We start from the raw sequence: 15617 nt of genomic DNA on the forward strand, positions 1-15617 counted from the left end.
ATATGGAACGTGTTTTTTTCGAGCGATGGCTGTTACTTACTTACTGCCTGTTATTGTTTGCATCTGGATGCATATTCGGTTTTATATTTACCGAAGATGGTCAAATTGGTGTGGTAAGTTTTTTAGGTGCGGTGTCGAGTCTGGCAACGGTTGGAGCAGCCATCACTGCGGTGGTAGCACTAAATTCATGGAAGGCGCAGTTTCAGCTTCAGAAAAAATATGATGCAGTTATCTCTGTAAGAGCTTTTTTACATGAGGCATCGCACCCGCTTATCTACTTGTCGAGCTTGTCGAATCACTTTTCAGCTTATATTTTTTCGCGTAATGATCGAGCCCTCGCTAATAACTACCCCGACGAAATTCAAACGAAGTGGTTTGATCATGCTTCTGAGTTTGGCAAGACCTGGGATGTCATGACTGTATTCCTTTCAAAGCGTGAGCTGGAGAGTTTTGGATGTTCTCCTACTGTTATAAATCAGATGGTTAGAGTTGCAAAAGACGCGCTGATAGACACAGCGTTTGGCAAAGGATCTGGGCTGGAGAATAATGATGAAGCAGCACGGATACTCGGGCTTCAAAACATAATTCGCGTGCATACCGTTAAAATTGAAAGTGCTTATACAGATATGGAAAAGCAGAGTAGAGTTTTGCTCCGAGAGCTTACGTCATGAAATCGGTCAGTCATTGCTGTCCGTGTAGTTGCGCCAGTTCGCCTTCACGCCGTTTACGAGGAATCCCCAGTCACCGCGCCACTTGCTGGTGATGAAGAGGGTGATGACGCCGCCGGGTGATACCTGGTCGATGCGGTGGTATTCGCCGTGGTTGAGGCCTGCAGTGTCGCCTTGGCTGCGCTTGATGAACTCTGTGGCGTTGCTGGTGAGCCATTTTTCGAAATCGAAATTTGGCTCTGGTGCCATCTCCGCCAGTACCCTTTCCTTGCATTCGTCGCTGGCTTCTCGCGGCTCCGTGTACCAGCCGCGCAGGATGATCGTCCGTGCGTTCCACGAGTGATCGTGCAGATCCCGGTCTTCATCCGGCCGCATGATGTGGTGAATGCGGAACGACCACGGGCACCACCACAACGCCGGCTTGTGCGTCTCTCGGCTGTACGGGTTGAACAGCCACCAGCGGCCCATGTACATCTCCCGTTTGTCGCTGACATGATGCGCTGGTACGGGGTGAGTTTGGCGCGGGCTATGAGCCAGTCGGCGATGGCCGGGCGCGGGAGTACCTTGGCGATGATTCGCCAGGAGAGGTTGATCATCTGAATGTCTCTCTGAGTTATATTGAGTTCTCGAGGCGTTTCGAGGTGAGTTCTCTATGGCAATTTGCAAATTGTGTATGAAAGATTCGGAATTGCGCGATAGTCACCTGATTCCGAAAGCTGCCTATAAGAATGCAAGACAGGATAAAAATGACCGGCTTGCATTGATTAGTATTAGGGAAGGTTCTGCTCACTATTCTGATGGACAAATTAAAAGCTATCTTTTATGTGTTTCTTGTGAGCTTCTGTTTTCTCGAAAAGGTGAAGATGTAGTTGGAAGAAGCTGGGCACGTCGTGACGGTTTTCGGCTACTAGACACGCTCAGAGGCCTCAAAGCTCGGTGGGGCGGGCAGCGGTTTTTAGTTTATAGTCCAGTCGACCTCGATCCTGCTTTATTGGATGGGCTTTACTATTTTGCAGTCAGTGTGTTCTGGCGAGCGAATGTGTGGAATCACGGTCAAAAGACCGATCCGTATGTCGGCTGCTTGGGCGAGCGGTATGAAAAAAAATTTAGGAAATTTTTATTAGGGCAGGCACTGCTAAATAACGTTAAGTTAATTGTTAGTGTAAACACTACATCTGATTTAAATTCAATTATTTCATTGCCCAGCGTTAGGAGGCTGGGTGGTGCAAAAGTGCACGTTTTTGATGTGTTGGGGATTCGGTTTTCATTGATCGTTGGGCGAGAGTTGCCAGACGAGCTCACGAAACCATTTCAAATATTTCGATCTGAAATTCTTATTATCTCGGCGGCGCTTGATACAGTGCCCGATTTCATAGAAATACTGAAGTCAGTGCATGAGAAGGTGGTTGCTCGGGGGAATCTGCTTCGTGATGAAGGTGGTTTCTAGCAACCATAGGATCCTCGCCGGCTGGCGTGATTCGTAGAAGTGGGGTATTTGTGTTCGAGCCGGTATGGAGCCGGAGGAGGGCTAAGCGTGGTGAAGAAGTTAGAGTTCTGGGGTGCTTTAGGTACAGTCGTATATCTGATACTGATTGCAATGACAGTTTTTTTTAAGTTTGATGGCTTTATAAACCTTGGACTTAACGAGCTGGGTGACTTCCTTGCAGGAGTGTTCGGGCCAATTGCTTTTTTATGGTTGGTTCTCGGGTTCTTACAGCAGGGGCGAGAACTCAAGTTGAGTTCTGATGCATTAAGGTTGCAAGCGGATGAACTTAGGGCATCTGTAGAACAGCAGTCTCACTTGGTTGATGCTCAAAAATTGAGCCTTGAAAATCACGAGCGTTCGCTTGATCCTTTGCTAATGCTGCAATCAATTAAGGGGGCTCATGACGAGGAGGGTGAGTTCTATTTTCAATTTAAAGTCATTAACAAAGGTGCTTATTGTGAAGATGTGGTAATAAATGTTTCGTCAGAGGATTTCGAGTTTAGCCTGACGCCCGAACCACTGTATGATGATACGTATACGACATTTGTACTATCCGCAGAATCGAGTGACAGAGTTAGCGTTACGATTACATATAGGCGTATTAGCGGAAATATCGGAGTGCAAAAATTTCAGCTTCATAAATCTACACACGAAGACGCAAGTTGGTATGCAATATCTAAGATTAGGTCGCAGGCTGCAGTTTGATTTCTTTCGGAAAGGGCCGGTGGATGTAGGATCGTCTCCGGCACTGTTGAGCTGAGCTGATCGTTCGTCTAACGCTGCGACCCTCGGAATCCAGGTGCCTTCTCACCTAGTAGTGGCAATTTGGTTTGGGTTGGGGTATTACGAGTGACCGGCAAATGGCCCGAAAACGGAGTAATTCAGTTATGGATGATTCAAAAATGTCACAGCAAGAGCTGAGTCAACGACTCGGTATCTACCAAAGCGATGTTGCGAACTACATCAGCGACAACGAACAAACACCAAACGGTGGGCATTTGGTTTATTTCAGGACTACAACTCCAAAGGCATTGCTGAATCGCTTAGGGGTTGGCGATGATTTTATCCTTAGGTTGCCGGCGTCATGACTTCATCGCCTGGATCGGCCGCAAATGCGGCCATGCATCTCTCGTAAAATGCTCGCGACACCTTTCCGGTATTTCATAAGGTGTCGTGACATTCCGCAGCATCGTTGCCTGCGTCTCAAAGTCAGCGGCGATCAGGTTGATCAGAAGCCGCTGGTGAATGTCCTGCTGGTTGTTGATGCCGTGGGCCGCCATGACTCGTTTGAGGTCAGGCTTGAACACCCCGGCCACCTCAACAGTAAACTTCTCGACGCCCAATGCAGCGTCCTTTGCTGCCGCCTTCTCGCGCTTCCTGCGCTGCTTCTTGGCTTCCTCCGTCAGTTCCTTTTCCTCGGCCATGGTCTGCCTCTTCAATTCGCGGCTAACTTGTAGTCATGGTGCCAAGCTCGCTAGTTGAAAAGTTCCTTGGCCAGCGAGTTGAACACTCGCTCTGCCTCGGCAATGTTGTCGACATTCAGCGAAATCGAGTAGCCGCTCATGCCCTGAGTCGGGCGGTCGGGTGTGGTGTCCGAGGTCATAATCATCTGGTCTCCTACCTTCAGACAGGTATTGATGAATCAGAAAATGATGCTGTTTGGGCAGATGCTCGGCGGCGGGCGTTTCGCCGAACGTCATTATGGCCTCGAGTTTTCCCTGTAAGGTTTGCTCGTAAAAGGTGAAGGTCTCGCGGCAATCACCATTGAAAGATCAGGTACGGGTTGATTCTAAGCGTGAAACACCATTAAAAAACAGACATCGCCTCTGCTCGAGAATTGATGCCTTCCTCGACACGTCTATGCGTAGTAAAGGTTCAGCGCAATCAGCTCAAACACAGCCACAAATACGCAGAACGCAACGAATCTTCGGGTAAACACCCGGCGAGGCTTTTCATAGCCTTGATAGTTACTGAATGCGCTGCAAAGGTTTCCCACGAAATCAATAAAGTCCATCAGATCTGCATCCTCGCCTGCGTGCTTCATGCATCTCGCCAATTCCAATCTGGTTGAGATCTCTCATTGTCCTTACGATCGGCCTCGGTAGTCGACGTAGGGCTATACGTTGGTCGGTACATCCAAAGGCAAGTTGATTCCCTTTTTATTGACCGACGCGCCATTTTCATTGGTGGTCGATACCGTATTCTTCCCCTTCGAATATCAATACACCTGCAATTTATGACTTGCGGGTAGTGCAAGCTAAATCGGAATAAATCTCCCGTAGAAAAGCCTTGGCACACGCCAAGGCTTTTTCGTTTCCGACGCCACAGCCGATAAAACTCAGGACGATCCGACCCTGCCGTCCCGAACCTGCATCAGTGCAAACCCCAGAAGATTCAGGCCTTTCCACAGATTCGGATCGTTCACATCCGCGTGATCTTGCGCGAGCCCAATTCCCCAAATGGCATCAACCGGGCTCGCTTCGACAATGACCCGAGATCCAGTGCGCATCAGGTATTCGTCCAGCTCCGGGTTTTGGGAAAACTTGGCTTGGTTTGCCCGGACGACGATGTCGTATCGGTGTTGCAGCCAGCGTTGGTCGTTGAACCCGCGCACCTTGCGGCCGAGGGCTTTGGCGGCGTTCGGGGTCGGGGCCAGCAGCACTTGTGCACGAATTTCCTGGTCGTCGAACAAGGCTGCCTTCTCGGCCATCATGAAGTGTTCGGCTGTCGGGTAGCGTTGCCCCTCGACAACGAATTCGGCTTCGTACCACTGGCTGAAGCACGAAGCCGTGACGGCGTTTTTGCTTCGCTGGTGTCCCCAGAAGAAGGTGAAATCCAGAGGCTCTCCAGCGTTGAAGCGAGCGCGTAGATCTTCGAGAAGTTTAGAGTCGTGCAATGAGATTTCCTCGGTAACTGACTTTCGACGTTACAGTTGCTGTGCGTGTCAGGGCAATACGCAATATCGCCCAGACACTAATCCAGTGGGCCCAATACCTGGCGGTAGTGTTCTTCGCCTTGAAGCGTCTGCCGGGTCAGGCGGATTTCCAGGCCTTGGGGGTTTTCTCTGCGGTTGCCGCTGAGCTGGCGCCAACCCATCTCGGGTTCCCAGACGCGCACTTGCAGATCGCTGATTCCGTCGAGCACCGCCACTGCCTGTTTCGGCGCAGGCAACGGGTAGCGATCACGTGGCGTGGCGGCGGCGCGGTACAGGGTTTGATCTTTCAACCACCAGCGCACGCGCTGCAAGCCGTTCTGCGAGGTGGCTGCACTGCGGATCACGTCAAGACGAAAGCGCTGGTCGTCGGCGCTGCGCACGCTGATTGCCGCTGGCTGCCCGGATCGTTCGTCATCGTTGTCGTTCAACTGTGGTTCGCGCAGTTCGATGCTGGCGCGCAAGGCGACATCTCGTTCCAGTTGATGCAGCGTGCGCAGCAGTGCTTCGGTGTGTTCGGTGCTCGCCTGCAGGTGCGTGTCGGCGCGGGTCACGCTGTCCAGACCGCGCCAGGCAATCAGGCTGACGATCGCCATGAGCATGATCGCGACCATCACTTCGATCAGGGTAAAACCCTCTTGCCGGTTATTCATGGCTGGTTGGCCAAGGTCAATTTGCCCGTGGCTGTGCGCTGCACGGTGAGCGTGTTCTGGCCGTCCGAGAGTTGCAGTTGCACGGGTGAATCGAACCACTCGGCGTTCAGTATCAGCGGCTGCCTGGGTGTCACTCGGACCTTCAGCGATGGCGTTTCCCAGTGACGGGGGCGCAGTTGTGGATCGGCGAGAAAGTGATCCAAGCCTGGGCCTTGTTCATTGCGACGGCTGAAACGAAAGCCGTTTTTCTCCGCCTGCCAAGTGATCGGGCGTCCATCGGCCAGGGCTTCGGCATGGGCGATTTGCAGCAACTGGATCAAGCGATTGGCGTCCTTGCGCAGCAGTTGCGCCGGGTCAGGCTTGATACTCAGGCTGACGGCGGCGCTGGCAATGCCGATGATGATCAACACCACCATCAATTCGATGAGGGTGAAGCCCGTTTGTCTGTCCTTGGTCATACCGCAACGTTCCTTCGTTGTGAATCCATCCTGGCGGATTCGAACCTTCAATCCCGATAGAAAAGCGAATGTTGTCCTGTAGACTGCGACGCAGGACAACAGGGAGGTTGGGTCTTGGCATTTACTTTTCGCTTATCCGCAACGCAGCTTGTGCAATCGGCGGCGCTGATCGCTGCACTGGCAGGGGGACTGTTCTGGTCTGCGCTGTTGCTGACGCCGGCAGAATCCCACGTTCCGGCGGTGGCACCCCACGTGTTGCCGACGCGCGCCGAGACAGCGGCTTTGCAGTGGTTTTCCAACCAGCCGGCACCGTTGGATATCAAGGTTTCCGGAGTGCTCGCAGGGGCGCACGCTGCGGTGGCAATTCTAAGTCTCAACGACGGTCCGCCGCGCAGTTTTCTGGTGGGTGATCGCTTGACCCAAGGGGTGCGCGTGATAGCCATTGAACAGGATGCGGTGGTCATCGAGCGTGGCGGAGAACAGAGCCGATTAAAAGTCAGCACGCTGCCAGACTCCCTATCGCTGCCTCGACTGACTCGACCCTGAGCAGCGTCATTGGCGCTTTTCCTGTGGTTGGCCGAGTAAGGTTTCGAGTCGCGCCAGGGGCGGTGCCTGACGTTCGCGATCGGAAATCAGCAGCGTCACGCGCAGCAGTCGTCCATCGGCGCTCGGCGTCACGCGTTGGTCACAGCGCAATTGCAGGCGACCTTGATCACAGTCGAAGGTTTTCAGGCCCGGGGCAAAATCTCCCTCCAGGCGCAGTTCGGCGAGCCGGGTCTGTGCCGCCAGCAAAGCGATCGAGCGATCGCGCAACAGGCCATTGCTCTGGGTCATCAGGCCCGCAACGCGAACGGCCGCAGACATGGCCACGGCGATGATCGCCAAGGCCACCAGAACCTCGATGAGGGTGAAACCTCGCTCCTTGCGCAACGCTTCCATGCTTGACTCTGCGGGTTGAAACCGGCCCGCAGAATAACACCCGTCCTTTGGCGAATGTGCAGAAAAACAGTGCGTTAATGATTGTTGTACGATGACTGGCTTTTGTTACACTGCGCGCCGAATGTAATCATGCCAAGGAAGGTTGAAATGGATTTCGCGCGCGTCAAATCTCAGTCCGCAGACCGTCGAGGTCAGCAGGGTTTCACCCTGATCGAAATCATGGTGGTGGTGGTCATCCTCGGCATTCTGGCGGCGATGGTCGTGCCCAAGGTGCTCGACCGACCTGATCAGGCCCGAGCCACTGCGGCAAAACAAGACATCGCCGGCCTGATGCAGGCACTCAAACTCTATCGCCTCGACCACGGCACTTACCCGACGTTGAATCAGGGGCTCAAGGTGTTGGTGGAGCGTCCGGCGGATGCGAAAAACAGCAACTGGCGCTCTTATCTGGAGCGCTTGCCCAACGACCCGTGGGGTCGTCCTTACAACTATCTGAATCCTGGCGCGAACGGTGAGATCGACATCTTCTCCCTCGGCGCCGACGGCCAAACTGACGGCGACGGCGTCAATGCCGATATCGGTTCCTGGCAGCTCTGAGAGCGGCCATGAACTCATCCTCGCCACAGGCGCAGAAACAGCGCGGCATGGCCATTATCAGCGCCTTGCTGATTGCCGCCGTGGTTGCGGTGATCGCCGCGGGCATGCTCACGCGGCAGAGCGTTTTTACCCGTTCTCTTGAAGCGGAACAGTCCCGAGTGCAGGGCGCTGCCGCGCTGTTGGCGGGTCTGGAGCTGAGTCGGCAACTGCTCAGGGACGCGAGTCAACAGGGCGCGCAGACCCGGCTCGATCAACCTTGGGCGCAGCCTGTCAAAAGCCATTTGTTGAATTCGCCGGGGGGCGGTTTCGAGGGGCGCATCGAGGATCAGCAGGGCAAGTTCAATTTGCGCAATTTACTCAGCAATGAGCGCGTCGATGGCGGACAGTTGCGCAGCTTCGAACGCCTCTGCGAAATGATCGGAATCGATGCTGCCCTCAGCCAGCGCATCAGCCAGCGAGTCATCGCCTCCTACCCGAGAATGCCCGACCTGCAAGCCGCTGGGCAGAGTATGGCGCAGACGGGTTTCGACGGCGTCCGCGCGACGTCACCGAGTGCGCGTCGCCAGCCATTGCCGGCCACTCAGCCGATGTTGCGCAGCCTTGATGATTTACGTGGCCTCGAAGGCATGAACGAGGAGCTGCTTGGGCGCTTGAATCAGTATGTCAGCCTGATTCCGGCCAAGACCTGGGTCAACGGTAATACCGCCAGCGCCGAGGTATTGGTGGCGGTGGTACCGGGTTTATCGCTCGCGCAGGCCAGGGCCGTGGTGGGAGAGCGCGATCGTGGCCAGTGGTTTCTCAATCGCGGGGACTTCGTCAACCGTCTGCACTTGCCGCATCTGACCGTCGACGGACTGAACGTCGGCATCAGCAGCGATTGGTTTCTGCTGCGCGGACACGCGCGTCGTGACCAGCGCCGCGTCAGCCTGGATGCGCTGCTGCATCGACCCGCCGACGAGATGCCGAAAGTGGTCTGGTCGAGGCTCGGCGTATGACTCGCCTGCGAGTCGCCTTGCCGCCGCTGGCGGGTTTGACCTCAGATTCCGAGATTGAATTTGCGCGTCTGGATCGGCACGACCAGGTCAGTCAGACCGGTGTCAGTACGCTGTTGCTGATTGAACAGGAGTGGCCGTTACAGCCCGTCGAGTTTTTTCTGCATCCGGCGGACAGTGTACTGACCAGTTTGCCGTTGCCACCGCTGGCGCCGGTGAAGATCGAGGCGGCGGTGAAGTGTGCCGCGCAGGCGCTGATCCTGGGTGGCACTGAACAGATGTACGTTGCACACAGTGCTCGTGAGGTCTCAGGACAAGTGTCGCTGGCCTGGCTCGCGCAGGCATCTCTGGATCGTTTCGGGCAGTTATTGACTCAGCACCGATTGAAGCTGCGAGGCCTTTACCCGGCGCCTTATGCGTTGCCGGTGCCAGCGCAGGGGCAGGTCAGCGCGTGTGTATTGGACGGGCAATTGCTGCTGCGCTTCAGCCGTGCGCAGGCTTCGGTAGAACCCTTGGCGCAGGAGCGTCTGGATGAACTCGTCACCAGTGGTCGCGGCTTGCAGTGGATCGGCGCGGATGCTCCTGCAACAGTCGTCGAACCACGACCTGCGGAGCAGCGCTGGTGTGGCGTTGCGCCGGGATGGGGGTTGCATACAGGCATCGGCAAGGCTGCCGGCCCCGCTCGCGGTTGGGGCAAGGCCGTCTTCTGTTGTGCCTTGGCGATCGCGATCTGGGTGTCGGGGCTGAACCTTTACGCGGCCCGTGAAGTGACCGAGGGCGAGCAGCTCAAGGCGCAAATGAGCCAGCGGGTGAAGCAGGCTTTTCCAGAGTTACCGGTGATTCTCAATCCGTTGCAGCAGGCTCGCCAGCAATTGGCAGCCCGGCACAGCGGTGTGGCGGCCGACGCGAATCACGGGTTTGCCTATCTGGTGCAACACGCCGCGAGCGCGCTGCCGTTTATGGCGGGCAGCGTTCAGCGCATGACCTTTGAGCAGGGACGTTTGCAGTTGGAGTTGGCCGCCGATACTGCGCAGGCACCCGCCGACGGCGCATTGCCGGGAGCGCTGACACAGGCCGGGTTGGTCGCCAGGCGCGAAGACAACGTGTGGATTTTCAGCCCGCAGATTGAGCCGGCAGCGGTTGAGGACGATGCCGTCATGGACAGCGACGATGAATAACCTACTGGCGATCTATCGGGCTCGCTGGCTGCTGCTGCGAGCACAGATTCATCGGCATTGGGCGCCGCTGACCTTGCGCGAAAAACGCCTGGTCGCGGGCACCGCATTGATGTTGGGGGGCGTGCTGATCTGGCTGCTGCTCGTCCAGCCACCGCTGAAAAAAATTGAACATTGGCAAACCGAAACGCCGAAGTTGCGTGGCCAGGCCGAGGCGCTGGATCTGTTGTTGCGCGAGGTGGCGACAGCGCCCACTGGGCAAAACTTTGAGGGATCATTGCAGCAATCTCTCGATGGCAGCGGGCTGCTTGGTCACTACCAGTTGCAGGCAATTGGCACCGCTTGGCAGTTGACGTTCGAGGATGCACCTGCTGATGCCGTCATCAGTTGGCTGTTAATCCACCCCGTGCAATTTTCACTTGAAGTGGTCGAGGCTCGTTTGCAGCGTGCAGACGCAGCCAAGGTCGACGATACGGCCGGCACTTTGTCAGGCACCGTTCGCATGGATCAGGCGCTGGGCGCTAAGGAAGCTTCATGAAGTGGTCAGGTTCCAATTATGTACGTACGGCCGCGCCGTTACTGTTGTTGGCACTGAGCGCGTGCAGCAACACCAGCACCACGCCGCAGAATCAGCCGCCGTTGCTGGTCGACAGTGAACTGGGCCGGCCGTTGGCCAACACCCAGCGCAGCGGCGACGCGGTGCTCGACCGCGAGCGCGCACAGGCGCAGGCGCGACCTGTGCCGAAGCCATTGCACAACATCAGCAAGAGTGCGCGCAGTGGTGCGGCGGCGTCGGGCATTGCGTTGCCGAGTAATCCTTTGGGTGATCAACCGGTGACGCTGAATTTTGTCGACGCCGATATTCAAGCGGTGGTGCGGGCTCTGTCGCGTTCCACCGGGCAGCAGTTTTTGGTCGATCCTCGGGTGAAGGGCACGTTGACGCTGGTCTCGGAAGGTCAGGTGCCGGCGCGGCAGGCTTACGATATGTTGCTGGCGGCGTTGCGTATGCAGGGTTTCAGTGTGGTGGATGTTGGTGGCGTGGCGCAGGTGGTGCCGGAGGCGGATGCGAAGTTGCTCGGCGGGCCGATTTACAGCGCTGACAAACCGGCGGGTAACGGCATGCTCACCCGTACGTTTCGTCTGCAATACGAGAACGCGGTGAACCTGATTCCGGTGCTGCGGCCAATAGTTTCGCCGAACAATCCGATCAACGCCTATCCGGGCAATAACACCATCGTCATCACCGATTACGCCGAGAACCTGACCCGCGTTGCGCAGTTGATTGCGAGCATTGATTCGCCGAGTGCGATCGACACCGACGTGGTGCAGATTCAGAACGGCATCGCTGCTGACATTGCGCCGATGGTCGCGGATTTGCTCGATGCACCGGGGAATGATCCGACGCAGAAAATTGCGGTGATCGGTGACCCGCGTTCCAACACCATCATCATCCGCGCCGGCAGTCCGGAGCGCACGGAGCTGGCACGTAATCTGATTTACAAACTGGATAACGCGCAGAGCAATCCGAGCAATCTGCATGTGGTTTATCTGCGTAACGCCCAAGCGGCGAAACTGGCGCAGGCACTGCGCGGTTTGCTGACGGGTGAGAGTGACAGCGGCACCAGTGACAGTGCGCGGTCGGTGCTCAGCTCCATGGGTGCTAGCACTGGCGGCAATGCTGGGCAGAGCGGCCAGAGCGGTACGCAAAGCAGCGGCACAACATCGACCAGCAATAGCAGCGGCAGTACCGGCGGCAGTTACGCACAAGGCAGTGGCGGCACCAGTAGCAGCGCTAATCAGACGAGCGAGCAGAACGTCGCCTTCAGTGCCGGCGGCGTGACCATTCAGGCTGACGCCACCACCAACACTTTGCTGATTTCCGCGCCGGAGCCGTTGTATCGCAACCTGCGCGAGGTGATCGATCTGCTCGACCAGCGTCGTGCGCAAGTGGTGATCGAAAGCCTGATCGTCGAAGTCGGCGAGGACGATGCCAGCGAGTTTGGCGTGCAATGGCAGACCGGCAATCTTGGCGGCAACGGCGTGATCGGCGGGGCGAATCTGGGTGGTTCGGGGATCAACACCAACGGCAAGACCAGCATTGACGTACTGCCTCAAGGGTTGAATCTGGGCTACGTCAACGGCACCGTCGACATCCCCGGCATCGGCAAGATTCTCGACCTGAAAGTGCTGGCCCGGGCCTTGAAGAGCAAGGGCGGCACCAACGTGTTGTCGACGCCGAATCTGCTGACCCTCGACAACGAAGCGGCGAGTATTTTTGTCGGCCAGACCATTCCGTTTGTCAGCGGCAGTTACGTCACTGGCGGTGGCGGCACCAGCAATAATCCGTTTCAGACCGTGACCCGTGAAGAGGTGGGTTTGAAGCTCAACGTACGCCCGCAGATTTCCGAGGGCGGTACGGTGAAGCTCGATATCTATCAGGAAGTCAGCAGCATTGATGAGCGGGCTTCGGCCAGTTCGACGTCGGCGGGGATTGTCACCAACAAACGCGCGATCGATACCAGCATCCTGCTTGATGACGGGCAGATCATGGTGCTCGGTGGGTTGCTGCAGGACGGCTACAGCCAGAGTAACGACGCGGTGCCATGGCTGGGCAGCCTGCCGGGGATTGGCGCACTGTTTCGCAACGAGCGCCGGGCGATTACCAAGACCAACCTGATGGTATTCCTGCGTCCGTACATCATCCGCGACAGCGAAGCGGGGCGAAGCATCACCCTCAATCGCTACGACTTCATGCGCCGCGCCCAGGGCGGTTTGCAGCCAGAACGCAGCTGGGCAATGCCGGACATGCAGGCGCCGCAGTTGCCGACGGCGGCGCAAGGTGTGCCGGCGGTTTTACCTGGGGCGGGTCCGCGCGCAACCATCAAAGCGGTGCCGATCCAATGAGTGCATTGCCTTACGCCTGGGCCAAGGCGCAGCGGATTTTGTTGTGCGATGGCGTGCTGACGGTGTGCCCGTCGACGCCGGGCTGGTCGATCAGCGAGGCGCGGCGTCAGTTTGGTGCGACCACGATTCAGCGGGTGCGCGATGATGAGCTGGATGGTTTGCTCGCCGCCGCTTATGCCGACACTGGTAGTGCAGCGGCGGTGGTTGGGGCTGCGGAAAACGAAGTTGATCTCGATCGGCTGATGCAGGACATGCCGGAAATCACCGACCTGCTCGACACTCAGGACGGCGCGCCGGTGATTCGCATGATCAATGCCTTACTCACGCAAGCGGCGCGCGATGAGGCCAGCGACATCCACATCGAGCCCTTCGAAACCCATTCAGTGGTGCGCTACCGCGTCGACGGTACGCTGCGCGATGTGGTCTCACCGCGCAAGGCGTTGCACGGTGCGCTGGTGTCGCGGATCAAGATCATGGCGCAGCTCGACATCGCCGAAAAACGCCTGCCGCAGGATGGTCGTATCGCCTTGCGCGTGGCCGGGCGGCCGATCGATATTCGTGTTTCAACCGTGCCCACTGGCCACGGCGAACGCGTGGTGATGCGTCTGCTCGACAAACAGGCCGGGCGTCTGCATCTGGAAACCCTCGGCATGGACGCGCAGGTGCTGGCCAAACTCGATCACCTGATCCGCCAGCCCCACGGCATCGTTTTGGTCACCGGGCCAACCGGCAGCGGCAAAACCACCAGCCTCTACGCGGCACTGGCACGGCTCGATGCGAGTACCAGCAACATCCTCACCGTGGAAGACCCGGTGGAATACGACTTGCCGGGGATCAGCCAGATTCAGGTCAACGCCAAGATCGACATGACCTTTGCCCTGGCGCTGCGGGCGATTCTGCGCCAAGACCCGGACATCATTATGATCGGCGAGATCCGCGATCTCGAAACCGCGCAAATCGCCGTGCAGGCGTCGCTGACCGGGCATTTGGTGTTGGCAACCTTGCACACCAACGACGCAGTGTCGGCGGTCAACCGCTTGATCGACATGGGCGTCGAACCGTTTCTGCTGGCGTCTTCAATGCTCGGGGTTTTGGCGCAGCGACTGGTGAGGCGGCTGTGCAATCACTGCAAGGAAGAAGACCCCACCGCGCCCGGCACCTGGCGCCCGGTCGGTTGCGCAAACTGCAATCAAACCGGCTACAGCGGCCGCACCGGCATCCACGAATTGTTTTGCATTGATGACGACATCCGTACCCTGATTCACCAAGGGGCAGGGGAGCAGGCCTTGCGCGCATCCGCCGCGAAAGCCGGGATGTTCAGCCTGCGCGAGGACGGTGAGCGCTGGATTCGCAGCGGCGCCACCGCCCCTGAAGAAATCCTCCGTGTGACACGGGACGCCTGATGAATCGCTACCGTTTTGAAGCCGCCGATGCCAGCGGCAAGATCGAAACCGGGCACCTTGAGGCGGACAGCCAGGCTGCCGCGTTCACAACATTACGCGGGCGCGGTTTGACTGCGTTATCGGTGCACAAGGAAAGCAACGTCGCCCAGCACGGCGGCGGTGGATTGTTCAGCGCCAAGCTCTCGGACAACGATCTGGCCTGGGCCACGCGGCAACTGGCGAGTCTGTTGGGCGCGAGTCTACCGTTGGAAGCGGCGCTGAGTGCCACGGTCGAGCAGGCTGAGAAAAAACACATCGCCCATACGCTCAGCGCTGTGCGTGCGGATGTGCGCAGCGGCATGCGTCTGGCGGAATCGCTGGCGGCGCGGCCACGGGACTTTCCGGAGATCTATCGTGCACTGATTGCGGCCGGGGAAGAATCCGGCGATCTGGCGCAGGTCATGGAACGGCTGGCCGATTACATCGAGGAGCGCAACAACCTGCGTGGCAAGATTCTCACCGCGTTCATCTATCCGGGCGTGGTCGGGCTGGTGTCGATCGGCATTGTGATTTTTCTGCTCAGTTACGTGGTGCCGCAGGTGGTCAGTGCGTTTTCCCAGGCGCGGCAGGATCTGCCGGGATTAACCCTCGCGATGCTCAACGCCAGTGATTTCATCCGCAGTTGGGGCTGGCTGTGTGCCGGGATCATGGCCGCAAGCTTCTGGAGCTGGCGCCTGTATTTGCGCAATCCGGCGGCGCGTTTGAGTTGGCATCATCGGGTGCTGAAGTTGCCGTTATTCGGGCGTTTCATTCTGGGCTTGAACACCGCACGGTTCGCCTCGACGTTGGCGATTCTCGGCGGCGCCGGGGTGCCGTTGTTGCGTGCGCTGGAGGCGGCGCGGCAGACGCTGTCCAACGACCGCTTGAGTTTGAGCGTCACTGAGGCCACGGCGAAGGTGCGTGAAGGCGTGAACCTTGCCGCTGCATTGCGGGTGGAGAACGTATTCCCGCCGGTGCTGATTCATTTGATCGCCAGCGGCGAGAAAACCGGATCGCTACCACCGATGCTTGAGCGTGCGGCGCAGACCCTGTCGCGTGATATCGAGCGGCGGGCGATGGGCATGACCGCGCTGCTGGAGCCGCTGATGATTGTGGTGATGGGCGGGGTGGTGCTTGTTATTGTGATGGCGGTGTTGTTGCCGATCATTGAGATCAATCAACTGGTGCAGTAGTGGTGTGTCTGATGTTTTGGTGCTAACTGGGCTGGCCTCTTCGCGAGCAGGCTCGCTCCCACAGGGGGAACGCATTTCAAATGTGGGAGCGAGCCTGCTCGCGAAGGGGCCAGTCAGGGCAATGAATAATCAAAATTTTCCCAGAACTCCAACTCCACCCCGGCACCATCTTCAAGCAGACATGAAAAAGCCCTCGTCA

18 protein-coding genes and 2 pseudogenes are annotated in these 15617 nt (G+C 57.4%); 13 read left to right on the top strand and 7 right to left on the bottom strand.

Features of this window, described 5'->3' with window-relative positions; genetic code table 11:
- Positions 1–2 precede the first annotated feature (2 nt).
- A complete protein-coding gene (locus AB4N44_RS27450; RefSeq protein WP_460111283.1) occupies positions 3–671 on the top strand; it encodes a hypothetical protein in 669 nt (222 codons plus the stop codon).
- A 6-nt stretch (positions 672–677) separates the two neighbouring features.
- Here the strand turns inward: AB4N44_RS27450 and AB4N44_RS27455 are convergent, their stop codons facing one another.
- Positions 678–1136, bottom strand: coding sequence for a hypothetical protein (locus AB4N44_RS27455; RefSeq protein WP_460111282.1), 459 nt, complete (start codon positions 1134–1136; stop codon positions 678–680).
- 205 nt (positions 1137–1341) lie between these two features.
- Between AB4N44_RS27455 and AB4N44_RS27460 the strand changes: the two genes are divergently transcribed.
- The 3 genes from AB4N44_RS27460 (at position 1342) to AB4N44_RS27470 (ending at position 3242) form a co-directional block, all read left to right on the top strand.
- Positions 1342–2115: a hypothetical protein gene (locus AB4N44_RS27460; protein WP_460111279.1), complete on the top strand. Its 774-nt coding sequence runs from the start codon at positions 1342–1344 to the stop codon at positions 2113–2115.
- Positions 2116–2202: 87 nt separating this feature from the next.
- The gene (locus AB4N44_RS27465; protein ID WP_460111277.1) at positions 2203–2859 is read left to right on the top strand and encodes a hypothetical protein; all 657 of its coding nucleotides are present in this window, start codon (positions 2203–2205) and stop codon (positions 2857–2859) included.
- A gap of 182 nt (positions 2860–3041) precedes the next feature.
- The gene (locus AB4N44_RS27470) at positions 3042–3242 is read left to right on the top strand and encodes a hypothetical protein (protein WP_460111275.1); all 201 of its coding nucleotides are present in this window, start codon (positions 3042–3044) and stop codon (positions 3240–3242) included.
- Here the strand turns inward: AB4N44_RS27470 and AB4N44_RS27475 are convergent.
- Both AB4N44_RS27475 and AB4N44_RS27480 read right to left on the bottom strand, forming a co-directional pair.
- A complete protein-coding gene (locus AB4N44_RS27475) occupies positions 3237–3578 on the bottom strand; it encodes a hypothetical protein (RefSeq protein WP_460111274.1) in 342 nt (113 codons plus the stop codon). The genes AB4N44_RS27470 and AB4N44_RS27475 overlap by 6 nt on opposite strands.
- A 62-nt stretch (positions 3579–3640) precedes the next feature.
- Positions 3641–3942 (bottom strand): annotated as a pseudogene (locus AB4N44_RS27480) (VOC family protein); the annotation flags it as partial.
- A 335-nt stretch (positions 3943–4277) separates the two neighbouring features.
- Between AB4N44_RS27480 and AB4N44_RS27485 the strand changes: the two are divergent.
- Positions 4278–4394 (top strand): annotated as a pseudogene (locus AB4N44_RS27485) (YceK/YidQ family lipoprotein); the annotation flags it as partial.
- Positions 4395–4492: 98 nt separating this feature from the next.
- Here the strand turns inward: AB4N44_RS27485 and AB4N44_RS27490 are convergent.
- The 3 genes from AB4N44_RS27490 to gspH form a co-directional block, all read right to left on the bottom strand.
- The gene (locus AB4N44_RS27490; RefSeq protein ID WP_460111271.1) at positions 4493–5050 is read right to left on the bottom strand and encodes an NADAR family protein; all 558 of its coding nucleotides are present in this window, start codon (positions 5048–5050) and stop codon (positions 4493–4495) included.
- A gap of 77 nt (positions 5051–5127) precedes the next feature.
- Entirely contained in the window at positions 5128–5739 is a 612-nt protein-coding gene (locus AB4N44_RS27495; RefSeq protein ID WP_460111269.1) for a type II secretion system protein GspJ, read from the bottom strand.
- Positions 5736–6197 carry a type II secretion system minor pseudopilin GspH gene (gene gspH / locus AB4N44_RS27500; protein WP_460111266.1) on the bottom strand — a complete coding sequence of 154 codons (462 nt, stop codon included), beginning with the start codon at positions 6195–6197 and terminating at the stop codon, positions 5736–5738. Before gspH ends, AB4N44_RS27495 begins: the two co-directional genes overlap by 4 nt.
- Positions 6198–6311: 114 nt before the next feature.
- Here gspH and AB4N44_RS27505 point away from each other — a divergent pair, with 114 nt between their 5' ends.
- Complete coding sequence (locus tag AB4N44_RS27505) at positions 6312–6743, top strand: type II secretion system protein N (RefSeq protein ID WP_127926605.1); 432 nt, start codon at positions 6312–6314, stop codon at positions 6741–6743.
- Positions 6744–6749: 6 nt separating this feature from the next.
- On the opposite strand, the gene gspI is transcribed toward AB4N44_RS27505, so the two are convergent.
- Entirely contained in the window at positions 6750–7136 is a 387-nt protein-coding gene (gene gspI / locus AB4N44_RS27510) for a type II secretion system minor pseudopilin GspI (RefSeq protein WP_127926606.1), read from the bottom strand.
- Between the two features lie 147 nt (positions 7137–7283).
- Here gspI and gspG point away from each other — a divergent pair, with 147 nt between their 5' ends.
- Genes gspG through gspF form a run of 7 tightly spaced genes read left to right on the top strand, consistent with a single transcriptional unit; the run spans position 7284 to position 15418 of the window.
- Positions 7284–7733 (top strand): type II secretion system major pseudopilin GspG, encoded by a 450-nt coding sequence (gspG, locus tag AB4N44_RS27515; RefSeq protein ID WP_460111264.1) that lies wholly within the window; start codon positions 7284–7286, stop codon positions 7731–7733.
- A gap of 8 nt (positions 7734–7741) precedes the next feature.
- The gene (gspK, locus tag AB4N44_RS27520; RefSeq protein WP_455805051.1) at positions 7742–8728 is read left to right on the top strand and encodes a type II secretion system minor pseudopilin GspK; all 987 of its coding nucleotides are present in this window, start codon (positions 7742–7744) and stop codon (positions 8726–8728) included.
- Positions 8725–9903, top strand: a complete 1179-nt coding sequence (gspL, locus tag AB4N44_RS27525) for a type II secretion system protein GspL (RefSeq protein WP_455805050.1) — start codon at positions 8725–8727, stop codon at positions 9901–9903. Before gspK ends, gspL begins: the two co-directional genes overlap by 4 nt.
- Complete coding sequence (gene gspM, locus AB4N44_RS27530) at positions 9896–10438, top strand: type II secretion system protein GspM (protein ID WP_150751545.1); 543 nt, start codon at positions 9896–9898, stop codon at positions 10436–10438. The genes gspL and gspM overlap by 8 nt, the downstream gene beginning before the upstream one ends.
- Positions 10435–12804 (top strand): type II secretion system secretin GspD, encoded by a 2370-nt coding sequence (gene gspD / locus AB4N44_RS27535; protein ID WP_460111262.1) that lies wholly within the window; start codon positions 10435–10437, stop codon positions 12802–12804. The genes gspM and gspD overlap by 4 nt, the downstream gene beginning before the upstream one ends.
- The gene (gene gspE, locus AB4N44_RS27540; RefSeq protein WP_316918185.1) at positions 12801–14207 is read left to right on the top strand and encodes a type II secretion system ATPase GspE; all 1407 of its coding nucleotides are present in this window, start codon (positions 12801–12803) and stop codon (positions 14205–14207) included. The genes gspD and gspE overlap by 4 nt, the downstream gene beginning before the upstream one ends.
- Positions 14207–15418, top strand: a complete 1212-nt coding sequence (gene gspF / locus AB4N44_RS27545) for a type II secretion system inner membrane protein GspF (protein WP_460111259.1) — start codon at positions 14207–14209, stop codon at positions 15416–15418. Before gspE ends, gspF begins: the two co-directional genes overlap by 1 nt.
- Positions 15419–15617 lie beyond the last annotated feature (199 nt).

The sequence above is a fragment of the Pseudomonas sp. S3_C06 genome (assembly GCF_054667675.1).

Excerpts from the sequence above, each read along its gene's own strand:
- AB4N44_RS27450 (WP_460111283.1), top strand. The coding sequence starts at position 3 with ATGGAACGTGTTTTTTTCGAGCGATGGCTGTTACTTACTTACTGCCTG.
- AB4N44_RS27455 (WP_460111282.1), bottom strand. The coding sequence starts at position 1,136 with ATGGGCCGCTGGTGGCTGTTCAACCCGTACAGCCGAGAGACGCACAAG.
- AB4N44_RS27460 (WP_460111279.1), top strand. The coding sequence starts at position 1,342 with ATGAAAGATTCGGAATTGCGCGATAGTCACCTGATTCCGAAAGCTGCC.
- AB4N44_RS27470 (WP_460111275.1), top strand. The coding sequence starts at position 3,042 with ATGGATGATTCAAAAATGTCACAGCAAGAGCTGAGTCAACGACTCGGT.
- AB4N44_RS27475 (WP_460111274.1), bottom strand. The coding sequence starts at position 3,578 with ATGGCCGAGGAAAAGGAACTGACGGAGGAAGCCAAGAAGCAGCGCAGG.
- AB4N44_RS27495 (WP_460111269.1), bottom strand. The coding sequence starts at position 5,739 with ATGAATAACCGGCAAGAGGGTTTTACCCTGATCGAAGTGATGGTCGCG.
- gspH (WP_460111266.1), bottom strand. The coding sequence starts at position 6,197 with ATGACCAAGGACAGACAAACGGGCTTCACCCTCATCGAATTGATGGTG.
- gspI (WP_127926606.1), bottom strand. The coding sequence starts at position 7,136 with ATGGAAGCGTTGCGCAAGGAGCGAGGTTTCACCCTCATCGAGGTTCTG.
- gspG (WP_460111264.1), top strand. The coding sequence starts at position 7,284 with ATGGATTTCGCGCGCGTCAAATCTCAGTCCGCAGACCGTCGAGGTCAG.
- gspK (WP_455805051.1), top strand. The coding sequence starts at position 7,742 with ATGAACTCATCCTCGCCACAGGCGCAGAAACAGCGCGGCATGGCCATT.
- gspL (WP_455805050.1), top strand. The coding sequence starts at position 8,725 with ATGACTCGCCTGCGAGTCGCCTTGCCGCCGCTGGCGGGTTTGACCTCA.
- gspM (WP_150751545.1), top strand. The coding sequence starts at position 9,896 with ATGAATAACCTACTGGCGATCTATCGGGCTCGCTGGCTGCTGCTGCGA.
- gspD (WP_460111262.1), top strand. The coding sequence starts at position 10,435 with ATGAAGTGGTCAGGTTCCAATTATGTACGTACGGCCGCGCCGTTACTG.
- gspE (WP_316918185.1), top strand. The coding sequence starts at position 12,801 with ATGAGTGCATTGCCTTACGCCTGGGCCAAGGCGCAGCGGATTTTGTTG.
- gspF (WP_460111259.1), top strand. The coding sequence starts at position 14,207 with ATGAATCGCTACCGTTTTGAAGCCGCCGATGCCAGCGGCAAGATCGAA.